Origin of the sequence: Chryseobacterium rhizosphaerae, assembly GCF_003385455.1 — a bacterium.
GTDB lineage: Bacteria > Bacteroidota > Bacteroidia > Flavobacteriales > Weeksellaceae > Chryseobacterium > Chryseobacterium rhizosphaerae.
In genome coordinates, this window is record NZ_QNUF01000023.1 from 15374 (window position 1) to 31494 (window position 16121).

General features: G+C 35.6%; 16 protein-coding genes. 5 read left to right on the forward strand and 11 right to left on the reverse strand.

All coding sequences use genetic code 11. From position 1 onward, the window contains the following. Positions 1-138: 138 nt before the first annotated feature. A complete protein-coding gene (gene ampC, locus DRF57_RS17200) occupies positions 139-1308 on the forward strand; it encodes a class C beta-lactamase (protein ID WP_115919825.1) in 1170 nt (389 codons plus the stop codon). Between the two features lie 49 nt (positions 1309-1357). Here the strand turns inward: ampC and DRF57_RS17205 are convergent, their stop codons facing one another. Both DRF57_RS17205 and cphA read right to left on the reverse strand, forming a co-directional pair. Continuing rightward, positions 1358-2788, reverse strand: coding sequence for a tetratricopeptide repeat protein (locus DRF57_RS17205; RefSeq protein ID WP_115919827.1), 1431 nt, complete (start codon positions 2786-2788; stop codon positions 1358-1360). A 181-nt stretch (positions 2789-2969) separates the two neighbouring features. Continuing rightward, a complete protein-coding gene (gene cphA / locus DRF57_RS17210) occupies positions 2970-5600 on the reverse strand; it encodes a cyanophycin synthetase (protein WP_115919829.1) in 2631 nt (876 codons plus the stop codon). Between the two features lie 198 nt (positions 5601-5798). Between cphA and DRF57_RS17215 the strand changes: the two genes are divergently transcribed. From DRF57_RS17215 to DRF57_RS17230, 4 genes are all read left to right on the forward strand, one after another. Continuing rightward, positions 5799-6689, forward strand: coding sequence for a cyanophycinase (locus tag DRF57_RS17215; RefSeq protein ID WP_047491038.1), 891 nt, complete (start codon positions 5799-5801; stop codon positions 6687-6689). 53 nt (positions 6690-6742) lie between these two features. Continuing rightward, complete coding sequence (locus DRF57_RS17220) at positions 6743-7231, forward strand: hypothetical protein (RefSeq protein WP_115919831.1); 489 nt, start codon at positions 6743-6745, stop codon at positions 7229-7231. A gap of 42 nt (positions 7232-7273) precedes the next feature. After that, positions 7274-8116 carry an isoaspartyl peptidase/L-asparaginase gene (locus tag DRF57_RS17225; protein ID WP_084083845.1) on the forward strand — a complete coding sequence of 281 codons (843 nt, stop codon included), beginning with the start codon at positions 7274-7276 and terminating at the stop codon, positions 8114-8116. Between the two features lie 98 nt (positions 8117-8214). Then, positions 8215-8451 carry a YtxH domain-containing protein gene (locus tag DRF57_RS17230; protein WP_084083843.1) on the forward strand — a complete coding sequence of 79 codons (237 nt, stop codon included), beginning with the start codon at positions 8215-8217 and terminating at the stop codon, positions 8449-8451. A 146-nt stretch (positions 8452-8597) separates the two neighbouring features. Here DRF57_RS17230 and DRF57_RS17235 read toward each other — a convergent pair whose 3' ends face one another. The 9 genes from DRF57_RS17235 to DRF57_RS17275 form a co-directional block, all read right to left on the reverse strand. Beyond that, positions 8598-9389, reverse strand: coding sequence for a class I SAM-dependent methyltransferase (locus DRF57_RS17235; protein ID WP_047491048.1), 792 nt, complete (start codon positions 9387-9389; stop codon positions 8598-8600). A gap of 34 nt (positions 9390-9423) precedes the next feature. Continuing rightward, complete coding sequence (locus DRF57_RS17240) at positions 9424-9957, reverse strand: PH domain-containing protein (RefSeq protein WP_047491051.1); 534 nt, start codon at positions 9955-9957, stop codon at positions 9424-9426. Positions 9958-10022: 65 nt separating this feature from the next. Next, positions 10023-10670 (reverse strand): GNAT family N-acetyltransferase, encoded by a 648-nt coding sequence (locus tag DRF57_RS17245; RefSeq protein WP_115919833.1) that lies wholly within the window; start codon positions 10668-10670, stop codon positions 10023-10025. 18 nt (positions 10671-10688) lie between these two features. Further along, complete coding sequence (locus DRF57_RS17250; RefSeq protein WP_115919835.1) at positions 10689-11537, reverse strand: PH domain-containing protein; 849 nt, start codon at positions 11535-11537, stop codon at positions 10689-10691. 11 nt (positions 11538-11548) lie between these two features. Next, positions 11549-12406 (reverse strand): PH domain-containing protein, encoded by an 858-nt coding sequence (locus DRF57_RS17255; protein WP_157969910.1) that lies wholly within the window; start codon positions 12404-12406, stop codon positions 11549-11551. A gap of 194 nt (positions 12407-12600) precedes the next feature. Further along, positions 12601-13968, reverse strand: a complete 1368-nt coding sequence (hisS, locus tag DRF57_RS17260) for a histidine--tRNA ligase (RefSeq protein WP_115919837.1) — start codon at positions 13966-13968, stop codon at positions 12601-12603. Positions 13969-14091: 123 nt separating this feature from the next. Then, the gene (locus DRF57_RS17265) at positions 14092-14547 is read right to left on the reverse strand and encodes an HRDC domain-containing protein (protein WP_228405957.1); all 456 of its coding nucleotides are present in this window, start codon (positions 14545-14547) and stop codon (positions 14092-14094) included. Between the two features lie 14 nt (positions 14548-14561). Continuing rightward, a complete protein-coding gene (locus DRF57_RS17270; protein WP_047491066.1) occupies positions 14562-14894 on the reverse strand; it encodes a single-stranded DNA-binding protein in 333 nt (110 codons plus the stop codon). Between the two features lie 144 nt (positions 14895-15038). Beyond that, positions 15039-16064, reverse strand: a complete 1026-nt coding sequence (locus tag DRF57_RS17275; protein ID WP_115919839.1) for a methyltransferase — start codon at positions 16062-16064, stop codon at positions 15039-15041. Between the last annotated feature and the right edge of the window lie 57 nt (positions 16065-16121).

Sequence of the window (16121 nt, forward strand, 5' to 3'; positions counted from 1 at the left end):
ATTTTAAATACAATAAGATATTGTAGTGCAATTGTAGTACAATCACATCAACGAATTTCTTTTACTTTCGCTTAAAATTTTCGGAAATTTCTCATTATAAACAATAGTAAAAAAAATCAATTATAAAATCTTAAAATTATGCAAAATTTAAAAAACATATCTGTTGCGGTATTATGTTTATCTTTTTTGTCAAACTGTAACAATCCTAAGAAAGAGGATGCGTCAGATCTTAACAATTATTTGGATGCTCTGGTGAAACCTGTAATGGAGAAAAATGAAATTCCTGGGCTGAGTATTGCCATAACGATAGATGGAAAACATACATTTTTCAATTACGGACTGGCTTCGAAAGCAGACCAAATAGAAGTTACCAATAAAACGTTATTTGAGCTGGGTTCTGTAAGTAAAACCTTCACAGCTACCTTAGCCAGTTTATCACAAATAAACGGAAGGCTTAACTTATCTGATCCCGTAAGCAAATACATGCCTGAACTGAAAAATACAGCTTTTGACCAAATAAAACTTTACAATTTGGGTACCCACACAGCTGGTGGATTTACATTACAGTTACCTGATGAGGTGACCAACAATGAACAGCTCATTAATTATTATAATGCATGGAAGCCAGATTATCCGGCAGGCACACAACGAATGTACACTAATCCAAGCATTGGTCTGCTAGGGGTAATTGCAGGAAAAACAATGAATCAGCCTTTCACAAAAGCAATGACTGAAAATGTTTTTGCTAAAATGGGTTTAAATAATACCTTTTATGAAATACCGGCTGAAAATATGAATCAATATGCATTCGGGTATAGTAAAAATGATGAACCGATCCGTGTAAATCCGGGAGTTTTGGCAAATGAAGCTTATGGAGTAAAATCGTGCACACAGGATATGATTACGTTTGTAGACGCCAATATGGGAATTGGAAACATTGACAGTAAATTATCTGCTGCTATAATGAATACGCATACCGGCTATTTTAACACCTCAGAAATGACGCAGGATCTTATCTGGGAGCAATATAATTACCCGGTAACACTGGAACAGCTCCAAAAAGGAAATTCAGCGGACATGGCCTTTAAACCTAATCCTGTGAAGGAAATTCTTCCTCATCAAAAACCGAAACTTGATGTATTAATTAATAAAACTGGGGCTACCAATGGTTTTGGAGCCTATGTAATGTATGTTCCTTCGAAAAAAATTGGTGTCGTAATTCTTTCCAATAAAAACTATCCTAATTCTGAAAGGATTGATATTGCTTATAAACTCTTATCTTATTTAGAAAAGTCTGAAAAATTATAATCAATCACAATGAAATGTCTCAGAAATACCTGAGGTATTTTTATTTTAATTATAATTCTGAAACCCAGGTTCCTAAGTCCATATCAGCGGGTAATTCGAGTTTCTTTTTAAGCCTGTATTTCTTGGTTTCCACAGCTCTTAGTGTTACATTTCCACATTGTCCGATTTCTTTATTGGTCAGATTAAGCCTTACATAAGCGATAAATTTTATATCATGATGGGTAAGCTCAGGATATTGTGAAATCAGTTTTTCATAAAATTCCGGATATACTTCTTTAAACTTACTTATAAAAAAAGGATTGTTGGAGGTAGCCATTTTAGCCAAATCATTAATGGAAGTATCTACTTTCTTTTTCAGCTGGTCTGTTTCTAATATTTTCTCATTGATGAGTTTCTTCTGCTCTTCAAGCAGCTGATCTCTTCTTATATTTTTATTTTTATTCCGTTTCCGGACCATAAATACCGCAGTAAGAGACACCAAAGCAATACCTGTAATGACAACGATAATAAGATATAGATTATTCTTCTCTTTTTCCTGTTCAATAGCAAGATTATTAACGACAGAGGCCACCGCTTTTCTTTCTCCGGAATTAATGCTGTCGTTGAGTTCAGTATATTTTGTCAGATATTCATTGGCTTTAAGAATATCATGTAAGGCCAGATATGTTTCATAAATCTTCTTATAAGTGTTTATAATATCTGCACCACGATTTATTTTCAGATAGATAGGTAAAGATTCCTGATAATATTCAAGTGCCTTCGGATAATCTTTTTTCAGCGTATACAGATTTCCTCGTCTTGTTGCAATAGCTCCGTAGGCGTGAAGTGAGCTGTTATTTTTTACGGCTAGTACAGATGCTTTATTCAGGTAATATTCTACGGAATCAAGATGTTGTTTTTTAGATAAAAACTGCTCTGCAATTCTTACATAAATCTTAGGTTCATTAGGAAAATCCTTTTTTCCTTTTTTCCGCATAGCGTTAATAGAATCAGGTAGTTTTAAATCCTCAAAATTGGACCACTTCCAAATATACACAAAAAATAAAGAATTTCTGTTCTCTTTTGTATCAGGGGCATGCTTAAGATATTCTATCGATTTATTAAGCTGAATATTTGATTGGCTATAAAGCCCTAAAAAAGCATAGTTTCTTGCAATTTCATTACACAATCTGGCATTCAGTCCGTTATTATTAATGATATGAAGCTGCTTTTTAGCTTCATCCAGATAATGTAGGCTTTTCTGGTGTTCATCAAAGGTAGAAAGGGCATTAGCAATATTAATGTTAGCTAAAGCCTCTCCCTCGGGGTTATCATGTTCTTTATAATACTGAAGTGCAGCTATATTGTATTGAAAAACTTTTTCATACTCTCCTTTATTCTTATAGATACTCGTGATACTATCCAGCTTTGCCGGAATATAGTTTTGAGAATAAGACTGTACAGAAAAATAAAGAAAGAAAATAAAGAGTGCCTTTTTCATAAAACCGATCGTACGGCAAGTTAATAATTTTTATTTCTTATCTCTTTAAAAAAAGGTTAAAAGTATGTACTTCCTCTATTGAATCATTGAAAACCACCTTCTATAATGCAACGGGTACAATAAAAAATTGCAATACGTTTTTCATTCCGTATTGCAATTTAATAAATTTATAAAGATTGATCTATCCGTTTTTATCGTCTTCCAGCAACTCTCTTGCCTGGTATTCCTGTACAAGATCAATAGCGTTAGAAATCACATCGCTTAGGGCCGTAATAAACGTTCCTTCCTCAGCCATTCCCATGGCGTGCTTCAATGCTTCAATTTCCTTAGGAATAATCTCATAACTTACGTCTTTACCGGCTTCATTAATACCGTCAATAATAAGTCCGTTAATCTCTTCTTCCGTTCTTCCACGAAGGTGTTTTTCATTACGGATAATAATATAATCGAACATTCTTCCGGCAATCTTTCCACATTCCCTAATATCACTGTCCCGTCTGTCTCCAACCCCGGAAATAATTCCTATTTTCTTGGTAGATTCAACATTTTTCAGATAATCCTCAATGGCTTCATAGCCTGAAGGGTTATGGGCAAAGTCAATCAGGACTTTAAAGTTTTTGAATTTAAAAACATTCAATCGTCCCGGAGTAAGCTGCGCACTCGGAATAAATGTTCTTAAAGAATTTGAAATATCTTCAATTCCAAAACCGTGAAGATAACTCGCCAAACTGGCAGCCAATACATTTTCAATCATGAATCTGGCTTTTCCTTCCATCGTAATAGGAAAGTCTTTCGCTTTTCCAATTCTGATCTTCCAGTCACCTTTTTTGATCGTTACAAAACCTTCTTCATATACACAGGTAATTCTTCCCTCCTTCGCAAACTTAACGATATGAGGATTGTTCTCATTCATACTGAAAATAGCCACATTACAGTCCAGATCATTGACAATCTTCATGGAATATTCGTTATCAGCATTAAGAACGCTCCAACCACTTTTTTTCACACTGTCCAGAACGACTCTTTTTACTTTGGTAAGATCTCTTAAATTATGAACATCATTCATTCCTAAGTGGTCTTCCTCGATATTGGTTAACACTCCTATATCACATTGTGAAAAACCTAGCCCGGAACGCAGGATACCACCTCTGGCAGTTTCAAGAACAGCAAATTCTACGGTAGGATCTTTCAAAATAAATTCTGCAGAAAGCGGCCCTGTAGTATCTCCTTTCGAAAGCATGGTATTCTGAATATAAATACCGTCCGAAGTAGTGAAACCTACCCTATGGCCATTGCTTTTAACAATATGTGATATAAGTCTGGTTGTTGTTGTCTTTCCATTGGTTCCCGTTACAGCAATAATCGGAATTGTAAAAGGTTTCCCCTGAGGATAAAGCATATCTACTACAGGAGCAGCTACATTTCTTGGCAATCCCTCACTTGGCGCCAAATGCATTCTGAACCCGGGAGCTGCATTTACTTCTATAATTGCACCACCACTCTCCTTTAAAGGCTGGGTAAGATTCTCCGCCATAATATCAATACCACAGACATCTAGGCCTATGATTTTAGAAATCCTTTCAGCCATTGTGATATTTTCCGGATGCACCATATCGGTAACGTCTATTGAAGTTCCTCCCGTTGAAAGATTTGCCGTTGATTTCAGATATACTACTTCTCCTCTTTGAGGTATGGTTTCAAGGGTATACTGAAGCTTTTCAAGCAATTCCAAAGTATCTTTATCTACTTCTATTTCAGTAAGGACGTTTTCATGGCCATATCCTCTTCTTGGATCTTTATTTTCTTTTTCAATAAGCTCATGAATATTCAGCTCACCATCTCCCACCACATGAGCAGGAACTCTTCTTGCGGCCGCAACCATTTTATTATCAATAACCAGCACCCTGAAATCATAGCCTGTAATATATTTTTCAACAATTACTTTTTTGGAGTATTTCTGAGCATGCTCCAGCCCTATTTTAGCAGATTCCCAATCGTTTACGTTAATTGATGATCCTTTTCCGTGATTTCCATCCAGCGGTTTCAAAACAATAGGATATCCAATTTTTTTGATCACTATATTTAAGTCCTCTTCATCCACCACAAGATCTCCGATAGGAACAGGAATAGCAGCATCATGAAGCATTCTCTTGGTAAGCTCTTTATTACATGCGATATCTACAGCAATAGAACTTGTTTTCCCTGTAATAGTCGCCTGAAATCTCTGTTGATTTACTCCATAGCCCAACTGAACCAAAGAATTGGTTCCCAGTCTGATCCACGGAATTTTTCGGGAAGCAGCTTCTTCAACAATACTCCCGGTCGAAGGACCTAGGCGAACACGCTCTCTGATCTCTTTCAGTTTATGAATACAGGCATTCATATCATATTCTTTCCCTTCTATTAAGGCCAAAGCAATTTTTACCGCTTCTTCAGCCGCATAAATTCCTGCATTTTCCTCAATATAGTTGAAAACCACATTATATACTCCCGGAGTTTTGGTTTCACGGGTCCTTCCGAAGCCAACATCCATCCCGGCCAGCGTTTGGATCTCCAAAGCAATATGCTCTATGACATGCCCCATCCAGGTTCCCGTTTCCACCCTATGGAAAAAACCTCCTTCCACTCCTTCTGAGCATCTGTGAGTCATCAACGATGGGATTAATTTTTCAATCCTTTCCCTGAATCCATCTATTTTATTGGTCGGATAATTCTCCATTTCTTCAAGGTCTAATCTCATCTGTATCAGTTTCTTCCTTCTGATACTCCAGATATTAGGACCACGCAGTGCCTGAATCTTTTCGATTTTCATAGTCTATTGGCATTTTAACAGTTAACAATAACTCCTTTTATAGCCAAAGATAATGTAAAACCCTAAACGAAACTATAGCAGATTTAAAGATTTATTAAAAAAAAATTAATTTTCATTAACATTTCTAAAACATTAAAAATCAACTAAAGATGGCACGAATTTCGCCAAATAATGTTAATTATTTTTTAATTTTGTACCATGACGAAACCTGTTGGAAAATTAATAGTTATCGGAGGAGCTGTAAACAAAGGTAGTTTTGCAGAAACCGATTATGATCAGAACATCGAGAAGAACCTTAATTTTTTTGAGCGAGGAATTTTAAGAAAGATTATTAATGAATCAAAACTGAAGGAAGATTCTGTTATTGAAGTGGTAACAACCGCTTCTCAAATCCCTCAGATCGTAGGAACAGAATATAAAAAAGCATTCGAATTTCTAGGTGCCAAAAACGTCAATATTCTGGATATCCATAACCGAGAAGAAGCGAATTCTGATGCTATGGTGGCAAGAGCCAATGCTGCAGATGTAATGATGTTTACCGGTGGAGATCAATTGAGACTTACTTCTATTCTTGGAGGAACAAGATTTCACGATACTATTTTATTAAAATATCAGGAACAGGATTTTATTTATTCCGGAACTTCTGCCGGGGCAGCCGCTGCTTCTGAAAATATGATCTATCAGGGAAGCAGTTCTGAAGCTCTGTTAAAGGGAGAGATTAAAACAACACAAGGATTAGGTCTTATTGACAATGTCATTATTGATACCCATTTTGTACAGCGAGGCAGAATAGGCCGTCTTTTCCAGGCTGTGGTTAATAACCCTAGAACATTAGGAATTGGATTAGGTGAAGACACAGGACTTTTCATCCATAATGATGTAATGACTGCTGTAGGTTCCGGTCTTGTCATTTTAGTCGATGGCAGATTCATCAAAGACACCAATCTTACGAATATCAACCTTGGAGAACCTATTTCTATTGATAATTTAACGGTACATGTAATGTCTATGAACGACCATTATGATCTTACCACAAAAGCACTGACTATTGAAAATTCTCAGTTTAACCCGATCCCACAGGATAAATAATCTAAAAAAATTATTCAAAAGTAATTCCTATTTTAGTTAAAAAATAAAACTAAATGGTAGAAGAAAAAATTGAAAAATTTATAGATCTCCTTTTGGAGGGTTATGATGTTGCCAATAAGCAGGAAATCATTTCAAACTGTTTTTTTTCCTATACAAACCCGGCTCAGTATATAGCAGACAATGAAGCGGAATGGGTAATTGAAAGTGATGAAGATGGTGCTTTTGAGTTTTCAGTTACTAACGAACTGTTTTCTTTTCTGATCCGTGGTGACAAAATAGATGAAGTACACGAGCTCATTGATGAAAGTCTTAACAATATAATCGGAGATTTTCCAATGGGAGTAAAATATGTATCAGATTATTTTGCATGGCTGCAGCCCAGGCTTGATCAGGAAAATCCTCCACTGGAAATTATTGAGCTGGCAGACAGCTATTCTGATGAGCTGCAAGTCATGATTGTAGAAAAACATAATGTAGAAAATATTTCAAAGCTTTGTCAGGAATTAAAGGTTCATTTTAAAAGAACTACAATACCTTATTAACCTTTTCCGGACAAATAATAATCTAAAAACTAAACTTTATTTATGAAGCTCATTATCCACGGTGGTTTTTTCTCTGAAAGCGATCAAAGCCATGAAGTAAAGACCGCAAAACAGGAATCTTTAAAAGAAATAACTCAAAAAGCATTTGAATACCTTCAGACTCATTCGGCTTTTGATACAGTAGCATATGCAGTTTCTCTTCTGGAGGATGATCCTTTATACAATGCGGGAATTGGATCACAGATTCAGAGTGATGGTGTTATTCGTATGAGTGCAGCCATTATGAACGGAGATACTCAGAGACTAAGTGGTGTAATCAACCTTCAGGATGTAAAAAATCCCATATTGGTTGCCAAAGATCTGATTGGAGAAGATGACCGTGTATTGGGAGGAAAAGGGGCAAAAATCTATGCTACTGAACATGGTTTTGAAGACTTTTCTACAGAAATCCCACAAAGAAGGAAAGAATATGAAGCCAAACTCAGTAATGGAGGAAAAGGAACGGTAGGCTGCGTAGCCATCGATAAGGACGGAAAATTAGCCGTTGCTACTTCCACTGGCGGAAAAGGTTTTGAGATTCCGGGAAGAATTTCAGATTCTGCCACTGTGGCCGGAAATTATGCCAATTCATTCTGTGCAGTAAGCTGTACAGGAGTGGGAGAAGATATTGTAAGTAATGCTACTGCCACAAAAATTGTAACAAGGGTTACTGACGGTATGAGCCTTGAAACAGCCTTTCAAAAAACCTTTGACGAGCTTAAAACAATTGATGGGTTTGCGGGAGCCATTGCCATAGATAAAAATGGCAATATCTATCATCAGGATTCCTATCCTACAATGGTTTTTGCAAGTTTCGATGGAGAACATTTTGAAACCTTCTCTTAATTTTAACATTTTTTTATCATTGTATTTATTTTTTTGGCACGTATTTTACATACTTATTAATAACAAATTTTAATATTAATACTTTAAAAATAGAAATCATGGGAAACAAAACAAAAGGCATATTAGCGTTATTAGGATTAGGAGCTTTAGCTTATTGGAAATATAAAAATTCAACTCCTGAAGATCAACAAGCTGTAAAAGATAAAATCAATACAGCAAAAGATAATCTTAACAAATGGGGAAATGACCTTAAAAGTAAAGCCAATGATGTTGCTTCCCAGGTTCAGAATAAAGTTGATGAAGCCAAAACAAAAGCTGAAGATTCTTTAAGCTAAGAAAATAGAAAGTAGTTTTTTAACATTCATATATAGAAAAAGCCATCGTAATCATTACGGTGGCTTTTTTGATTTCACAGTCTATATATTCATAATTTTTCAACTTTAAAACCTTACCGGATCTTTCAGTTTACCAATGAAACCGCTTATTTTTTATTTCCGGTAAATGCGTATACCAACGGTATTTTGTTTCCAAATTGAGGAATTCTCCATTTTCCTTTTTCAAATTCTTCTACATGCCTGAAACATGGATATGGTGACCAGTCAAATTCCTGAAATATCTTCAGTTCTATATCTTTTTTAATCAAATTATCAAGAACTTCTGCCAGAGAATGATTCCACATGACATATTCCTGTACAATAGGTGCTGACTGATCAGCATAAGTACCTTCATACGTTTCTACAATTGGTTTTTCATTGAAATAATTGTAGGCTACTTTTGTAAAGTCATCATCAAACATCCAAACCACAGGATGAAACTCTGCCATAATAAACTGACCGCCGGGCTTCAGAAAATGACTGATTACCCCAGCCCATTTTTCCAGATCAGGAAGCCATCCTATAGTACCATAACTTGTATAAACGATATCAAATTTCTGATCCAAAACCTCCGGTAAATGGTACACATCTGAGCAGATAAATTCCGTATCGGTTTCGCATCTCTTAGCTAAGTCTCTTCCGGCTTCAATTGCTTTATCTGATAAATCGATTCCTGTCACTTTTGCGCCCATTCTTGAAAGCGAAATAGAATCCTGTCCAAAATGACACTGCAAGTGCAAAATACTCTTTCCTTGTATATCTCCAAGAAGCTCCAGCTCTATTGAATTGAGTGAGCTTCTGCCATTTAAAAATTCATCTACAAAATAAAAATCCGACTTCAAATGCGGTTCTACCTTGGCATTCCATGAGTTTTTATTGATTTCTAAGTAATTTTCCATGATTGTTTTTCTTTACGTAGTGAGCCCGGGTCTACTATTTTTCAAGCAATTTTTTCTTTTGCTCATTAAATTCTTCTTCAGTCAATACACCGCCTTCTTTTAATTTTCCTAACTGTTCCAATTGATCTAAAATAGTCGGTTCAGTTTTGTTTTGGAGATATTCCTTAGGACGAGCCATGAACTCTCTTACTTTTTCACAAAACAGCTCAGCATGGTAATTGCCTACTCCATCAATCTCTACGATATCATCTGTAATCTGAATATCTATGGAAGCCAGTAAGAATGCTGTTTCATACTGTATGGAACTTATTTTGCTGTAAGAAAAGTCTTCTACTTTCAATCCGTACATGAATTCCTTATCCACAAAAATCAACCTTCTGTCTGTGGCTACTAAAATAATATGGTGATTGTTTAATTTGTTTCTGCCTTCAACGAGATAGACAATTTTTTCGTCCGCCAAAAGGATATCCGGCAATTCATGAATTTCTTTTCGGGCAAATATCGTAGGGCTGATATCCAGCTTTTTAAGCTCATCTCTTATTTCGTCAAGTCTTGATTTTTCACTCATATTACTTAGTTTATGGATCTAAATTACTATTTCTTAGTCATAAAAAATTTAATTCAGTAAAAATGTTAGTCTTCTGCGGGGATCACAACGGAAGTATGCAGGCAGTACATCTTCCAGCCTAAGGTTTCATACAAGAGTTTTCCTTCTTCTGTAGCCACTAAAAGATTATTTGAAAATCCTTTTGATAAAGCTATCTTTTCAAGTTCTTTCAGTAAAAAAGTAGCGAGTCCTTTCCTTTGGTGATTTTTTTCGGTAATAATCCTGTCATAAACCGCAATATCATCTATAAGAGAGACACGGCCTATAGAAGCCTGCTCGCCATTTTCTGCTACAATGCTGACAACAAAAGTCGTATTGTACTCAGAAAACTCTAAGTAGTATCCTTCAGCAAGGCTAATTTCCGGGAAATTCATAGGGTGAAAACAGGTCATCATATATCCCTGTGGCTGTAGTTTCCATCTTTCAGGGATTTTCTGTATAAATTCACCAGGAGAACTGGATACTTTCAGGTAAATCCATGGCTCATCAATTGAATGGGCAAGTTGGAAAAAATCATCATTAAGTTTAGGAAATACAAAACGTTCTTTTTGTTTTTCATCACCTACAATCACTTTGAATCCTGACTTATAGGGTACAGGAAAAGATACTTCTCTTGATAAACACCATCCTTTAAGCCAGTTTTCCACTATTTCTACTGATACTTTATCCTTCATGATCCAATGTTAAAAGTTTTATTTTAATTGCTCCAACAGTTTCTTTTTCTGTTCTGCAAATTCTGCATCGGTTAAGATTCCGTTTTCCCTCAGTTTTCCTAATTTCTCAAGTTTATTAAATACTTCTTCTGAGGAAACTGAAACCCCTTTACTTACAGTATCAATTTGTTTCGGAGACTGTTCCTTAGGATTATTATAAATAGCTTTTATCTTGTCGTAGAATTGCTCGGCATCATCCTTATCCATAAAACATTCAAACTCTACTACTCTTTCATCAAGATGTAATTTAATAATGGGTGATCTTGGATCTGTTACAAAACTTATAGCTTTAATGGTTTCGTTAGGATAATCATTGATTATTGCTGCTCCGAACATTGCTTTTGATACAGAAATCAATCTCATGGGGGTTGCTACCAATATGCCGGCTGCCAATGTATTGACAAACTGAGCATCTGTAATCGCGATTATTTTTTCATCTTCAGCAATCAAATAAGGAAGTTCTTTTATTTCTCCTTTGGTGAATACAGAAAGATTAGCATTCAGTATTTCCAGCTCATGCTTTATTTTCTGATATCTTCGTTTATACACCTCTTTTGAGATTTGACGGGACCCGGAATCTATAGCTGCAGGAATATTCTGTCCTGTCACTGCCAATGTCTGAACCGTTTCTGTTTTCGCAGTGTTCAGCATTTCATTAATATCATCAATGCTAAACGTATTAAGCTTGTAAAGCAATTCATCATTGATATTGCTTGCGTTGTTTAAACATTTATTGCATAAAACATTGCCATCTGAGAGTTTATTAGCTCCCAAAAGCGTATCCATGGATGTTAATTCTGTATTACACAATGCACAATTATTGCTCATTTCTTCTTCTTTTATAATTTATCAAGCAGTTTTTTCTTTTGCTCTGCAAATTCTTCTTCTGTTAAAATTCCATTTTCTTTAAGCCTTCCTAATTTTTCCAATTGCTCGAAAATAGCTTCAGAAGATTCCTTACCTGTATTGAATACATTTTCCTCAGCCAAATTTGGGATACTTTGATGGAATGCCTGTATGCGTTCGGATTGCTGACTTTGAGACCTTTCAGGATATTGAATATTTCCGTTCGCCACATTACAAAATCCCCTTCCGTCAGTTTTGTTGTGTAATTTAAATTCTGCGGAGGCCCCTTTAATATTGATTTTCAGAATAGAATACAGAAGGCTTTCATTATGTTCAATAGAAATAATCTCATGTAGAGGAAATTCATTCCTAACCACTCCACCCAAAATCTTTTTATCAATAAAAACAACTCTTCTTGGCGTTGCAAAAACGATTCCTTCACGCTTATTTTGAAGGTATATACACTCTGCAATCGCTAAAAGTTTTTCATCCTGATCCAACACAGTATCCAATGCATTCACTTCTTCATTAGCCAAAACACTTAGCCTGGCATTAAGAGCCACTATCTGATCTTTAATCTGATCCAACCTGGTAGGGGCATCGTATTCATAAGTATTCTCTCCCAAATATTGAGATGTTCCGGGATGTTGGCTTTCCTCAATTTTATGTTTAAGAAACATTCCTGTAATTTCTGCAAAATAAAACTGATCTAAAGTATTGATAAGATTAGGGTTGATACTGACCGCTTTATTAAAGCATCCTGTACACAAATAACCTCCGTCTGCGAGTTTGTTTTTTCCTACAAGCATATCTGTAGACGTCAGTGGTGTTCCGCATGATGCGCAAATCATACTCATTTGGTTTTTAGGTTTAAAAGTTTTCATTAAAACAGAGAACGATATCCACTCTGTTTTTGTTATATCGACCCAAATTACAAATTCTCATTTAATTTTTTAGTCTAAAAATATTTAAAATTCTTTCTATGATAAAAAAACAGCTCAAGGTTTGACCTTGAGCTGTTTTATATAGTATTAGATATTTCTTTTTATCCTAAAAACTCTTCCAGAGAAACCGTTTTCTGTTCCCCTGCTTCAAGGTTTTTGAAAGTAACAGTATTATTTTTAATCTCTTCTTCTCCCAGGAAAACAAGATTTTTAATCCCTTTCTTTTCAGCATAAGTAAACTGCTTGTTTATTTTTGCACTTTCAGGATACAGCTCAGCTGAAATTCCTTTTGCTCTTAGCTGTATAATTAGTTTTAGAGCTTCTGTTACTTCTTCACCACCAAAATTGGCAAATAAATATTCTATTTTAGAAGAAGCTTCTTCAGGGAAAAGGTTCAGTTCTTCCATTACCAGATAGATTCTATCCAACCCAAATGAAATCCCTATTCCCGGAATATTTTTAACTCCGAAAACTTCTGTAAGATTGTCATATCTACCTCCTCCACCGATAGATCCCATAGCCACTTCATCCGCTTTCACTTCGAAGATAGCTCCGGTGTAATAGTCTAATCCTCTTGCCAATGTAATATTAAACACAAGGTTCTGCATATTAACACCAAGGTTCAGAGACTGGGTAAGAACATATTCCAACTCTTCCACTCCTTTCAACCCTATTTCATTGCCTGCAAATTTCTCCTTAAGCTGAAGAAGGTTTTCCAGAGCATCATCAGACTGACTAAACAAGAAGTCCAGTTTATCAATAGAATCCTGAGAAATTTCTCTTTCCAGTAATTCTTTAACCACTCCGTCTTTACCGATTTTATCTAGTTTATCCAATGCTACAGTGAAGTCAATCAGCTTGTCGGTAATCCCGGCATATTCAACTAATCCCGAAAGAATCTTTCTATTGTTCATGTGAATGGTTACAGGAACTCCAAGATCAGCAAAGGATTTTAAATACAGCTGAACCAGTTCCACCTCCTGCAATAAACTTTCACTTCCTACCACATCTGCATCACACTGGTAAAATTCTCTGAATCTTCCTTTCTGAGGCCTATCTGCTCTCCAAACCGGCTGGATCTGGGAACGCTTGAATGGAAACGTCAGCTTCCCATGATTCATGGCTACAAATCTTGCAAAAGGTACGGTAAGGTCATAGCGAAGGGCTTTATCAGTAAGATATTCCGAATTAAAAGGTTTCTCCAATGCTTTTTGAAAATCATGAAGCATTTGATCTTTTTTATCTTCTTTTGCTTCATTGATACTTGAATTTAAAATTTTAAAAATCAAGCGGTCTCCTTCTTCTCCGTACTTTCCTGTTAAAGTAGAAAGATTTTCAAAACTTGGTGTTTCCAATGGCTGAAACCCGAATAATTCAAAATTATTCTGTAAAATACTGATGATATATTTTCTTCTGGAAACTTCCTGTGCTGTAAAATCTCTTGTTCCTTTTGCTAAACTTGGCTTCATTTCTAGTATGTCATTTTGATAGATGCAAAAATAAGGAATTACTAGGACTTTACCCAGCATAAAAAAGCCGAAGAAGTAACCTTCCCCGGCTTTTGTTGTTATTTGATCATTTATTCTAAAAAATCAGACACTTTCAAGGATTTCCAGAATTTCTTCGCCATAATTTTCAATTTTATGTTTCCCGAATCCTTTAATCTCCAGCAGTTCCTCTTTTTTAGCGGGTTTATACTTGGCTACAGAAATTAATTCTTTGTTACTTGCTATAAAGTAAGTAGGCAGATTCTGTTCTCTGGCTTTCTCAGATCTCCAAAGTTTCAGAGCATTGAGAATTTGTTCTTCATCGGTATTCAAAAAATCGTTTTCTGCAGAGTATTTCACTACTTTTGGTTCTTTCACTGTATTTTTCGTCAATTTCAAAGCTTCAAAATACAATATAACAGACCAATAACATTCATCATTTACAAAAGCCGTTTCCACTTTTATAATTTCATTCACTTCCAGAAAATCATCAAGCATTTTCTGATCTTTGTAGAGAAATTCTTCAGGCAATCTAATTTTAAAAACTTTTACTTTCATCATTTGTGTTTTTAGAATTATTTACCGCCTAACAAAAGGATCTCATCTACACGAATTTCTGTAATGTACCTCTTTACGCCGTCTTTGTCGTCATATGATCTGTACATAAGCTTTCCTTCAATAGCTATTTCTTTTCCTTTGGGAACATATTTTTCCATAATTTCTGCTACTTTCCCAAATGCAATCAGATTGTGCCATTGTGTTTCTTCTACCTTTTCACCTTTAGCATTGGTGTAATGATCGCTGGTAGCTAAAGATACGCTGGCTTTTACGTTTCCATTGTCAAAGTTTACCATTTCAACTTCTTTACCTGTGTAACCAATTAGTGTTACTTTGTTTCTTAGTGACATAACTTTATATTTTTAAAGATTAATAATTAGATAAGAGACGTTCACTGCTTTCTCAAATCTCTGTTGCAAAGATTGTAATGTCACCACAAGCCAGTCGGTTATAAACTATTTAAATTCGCTTATAGTCGTTTGTTGTCGAATAAACTATACTTTTTCACATTCAATAATACTTTTTGCTTCTGTCCCGATTGAAATAAGCTGATTACATTGCAATCCTGCTTTTTCAATGAGTTCTTTAAATTCACTCAATGTTCTTTCCCTACCGGTAATACAAGCCATCATTACAATATCAAGAAGTTTGGCTGGATGTGGTTTATTTTGAGAATCATCGGGAATGACAGCATCTATAATTAAGAGTCTTGCTCCTTTAGGCATAGCTTCGCAACAGTTTTTTAAAATCTGTATGCATTCATCATCATTCCAGTCATGGATAATCCACTTCATTGTATATAGGTCAGCACCTGCCGGAACTTTATCAAAGAAATTTCCAGTAGCTACAGAACACCTTTCTTTCATATTTTCGGGCATGAGTCTAATTGTATCTGCGATTACATGCTCTTCATCAAAAATAATCCCGGAACTCCCTGAAGTGGCATTTAAGATTGCATACATCATTATCCCGTTTCCCCCTCCTACATCTACAACCGTTTTGTATGGGCTAAAATCATAGGTCTTGATAATTCCTGAGAGCTCCATATTGGAAAGCCCGGTCATTCCTCTTCCAAAATTGGCTCCTAATTCCGGATATTCTTTATAATACTCCCAGAGATTCATACCATGAACATGTTCAAAAGGAACCTTTCCGGTTTGGGCACAATAAGTGAGTTTCATAAAACCGGGAAAATGCTCGCTCAAATTGGCCAATACAAAATCTTTTACAGTCCCCGGAACTCCAGTTAACAGAGTGGCGCCAAAATCATTCAGTCTAAAGGTTTTATTTTCCAACTCTTCAAAAATTCCAACACTACTCAGGGCTCTCATAATCCGATACAGTTGTTTTTCCTGTGAACCTGTTTTTTTCGCCAACGAAGAGATTGTTTGAGGACCAGCTTCCAGATGGTCTGCAATATTCAGTTCTGCGGCTGTCTTTATGCAGCCGGTAATCCACATCCCTCCTAACATTTCAAACATCTTCTCAGTAAATTCTGGTTTAATAAGTTGTTTTTTCATGGTAATTTTATTTTGATTTAATTTGACATATTACTTTATGATTGCATATAATTCAAT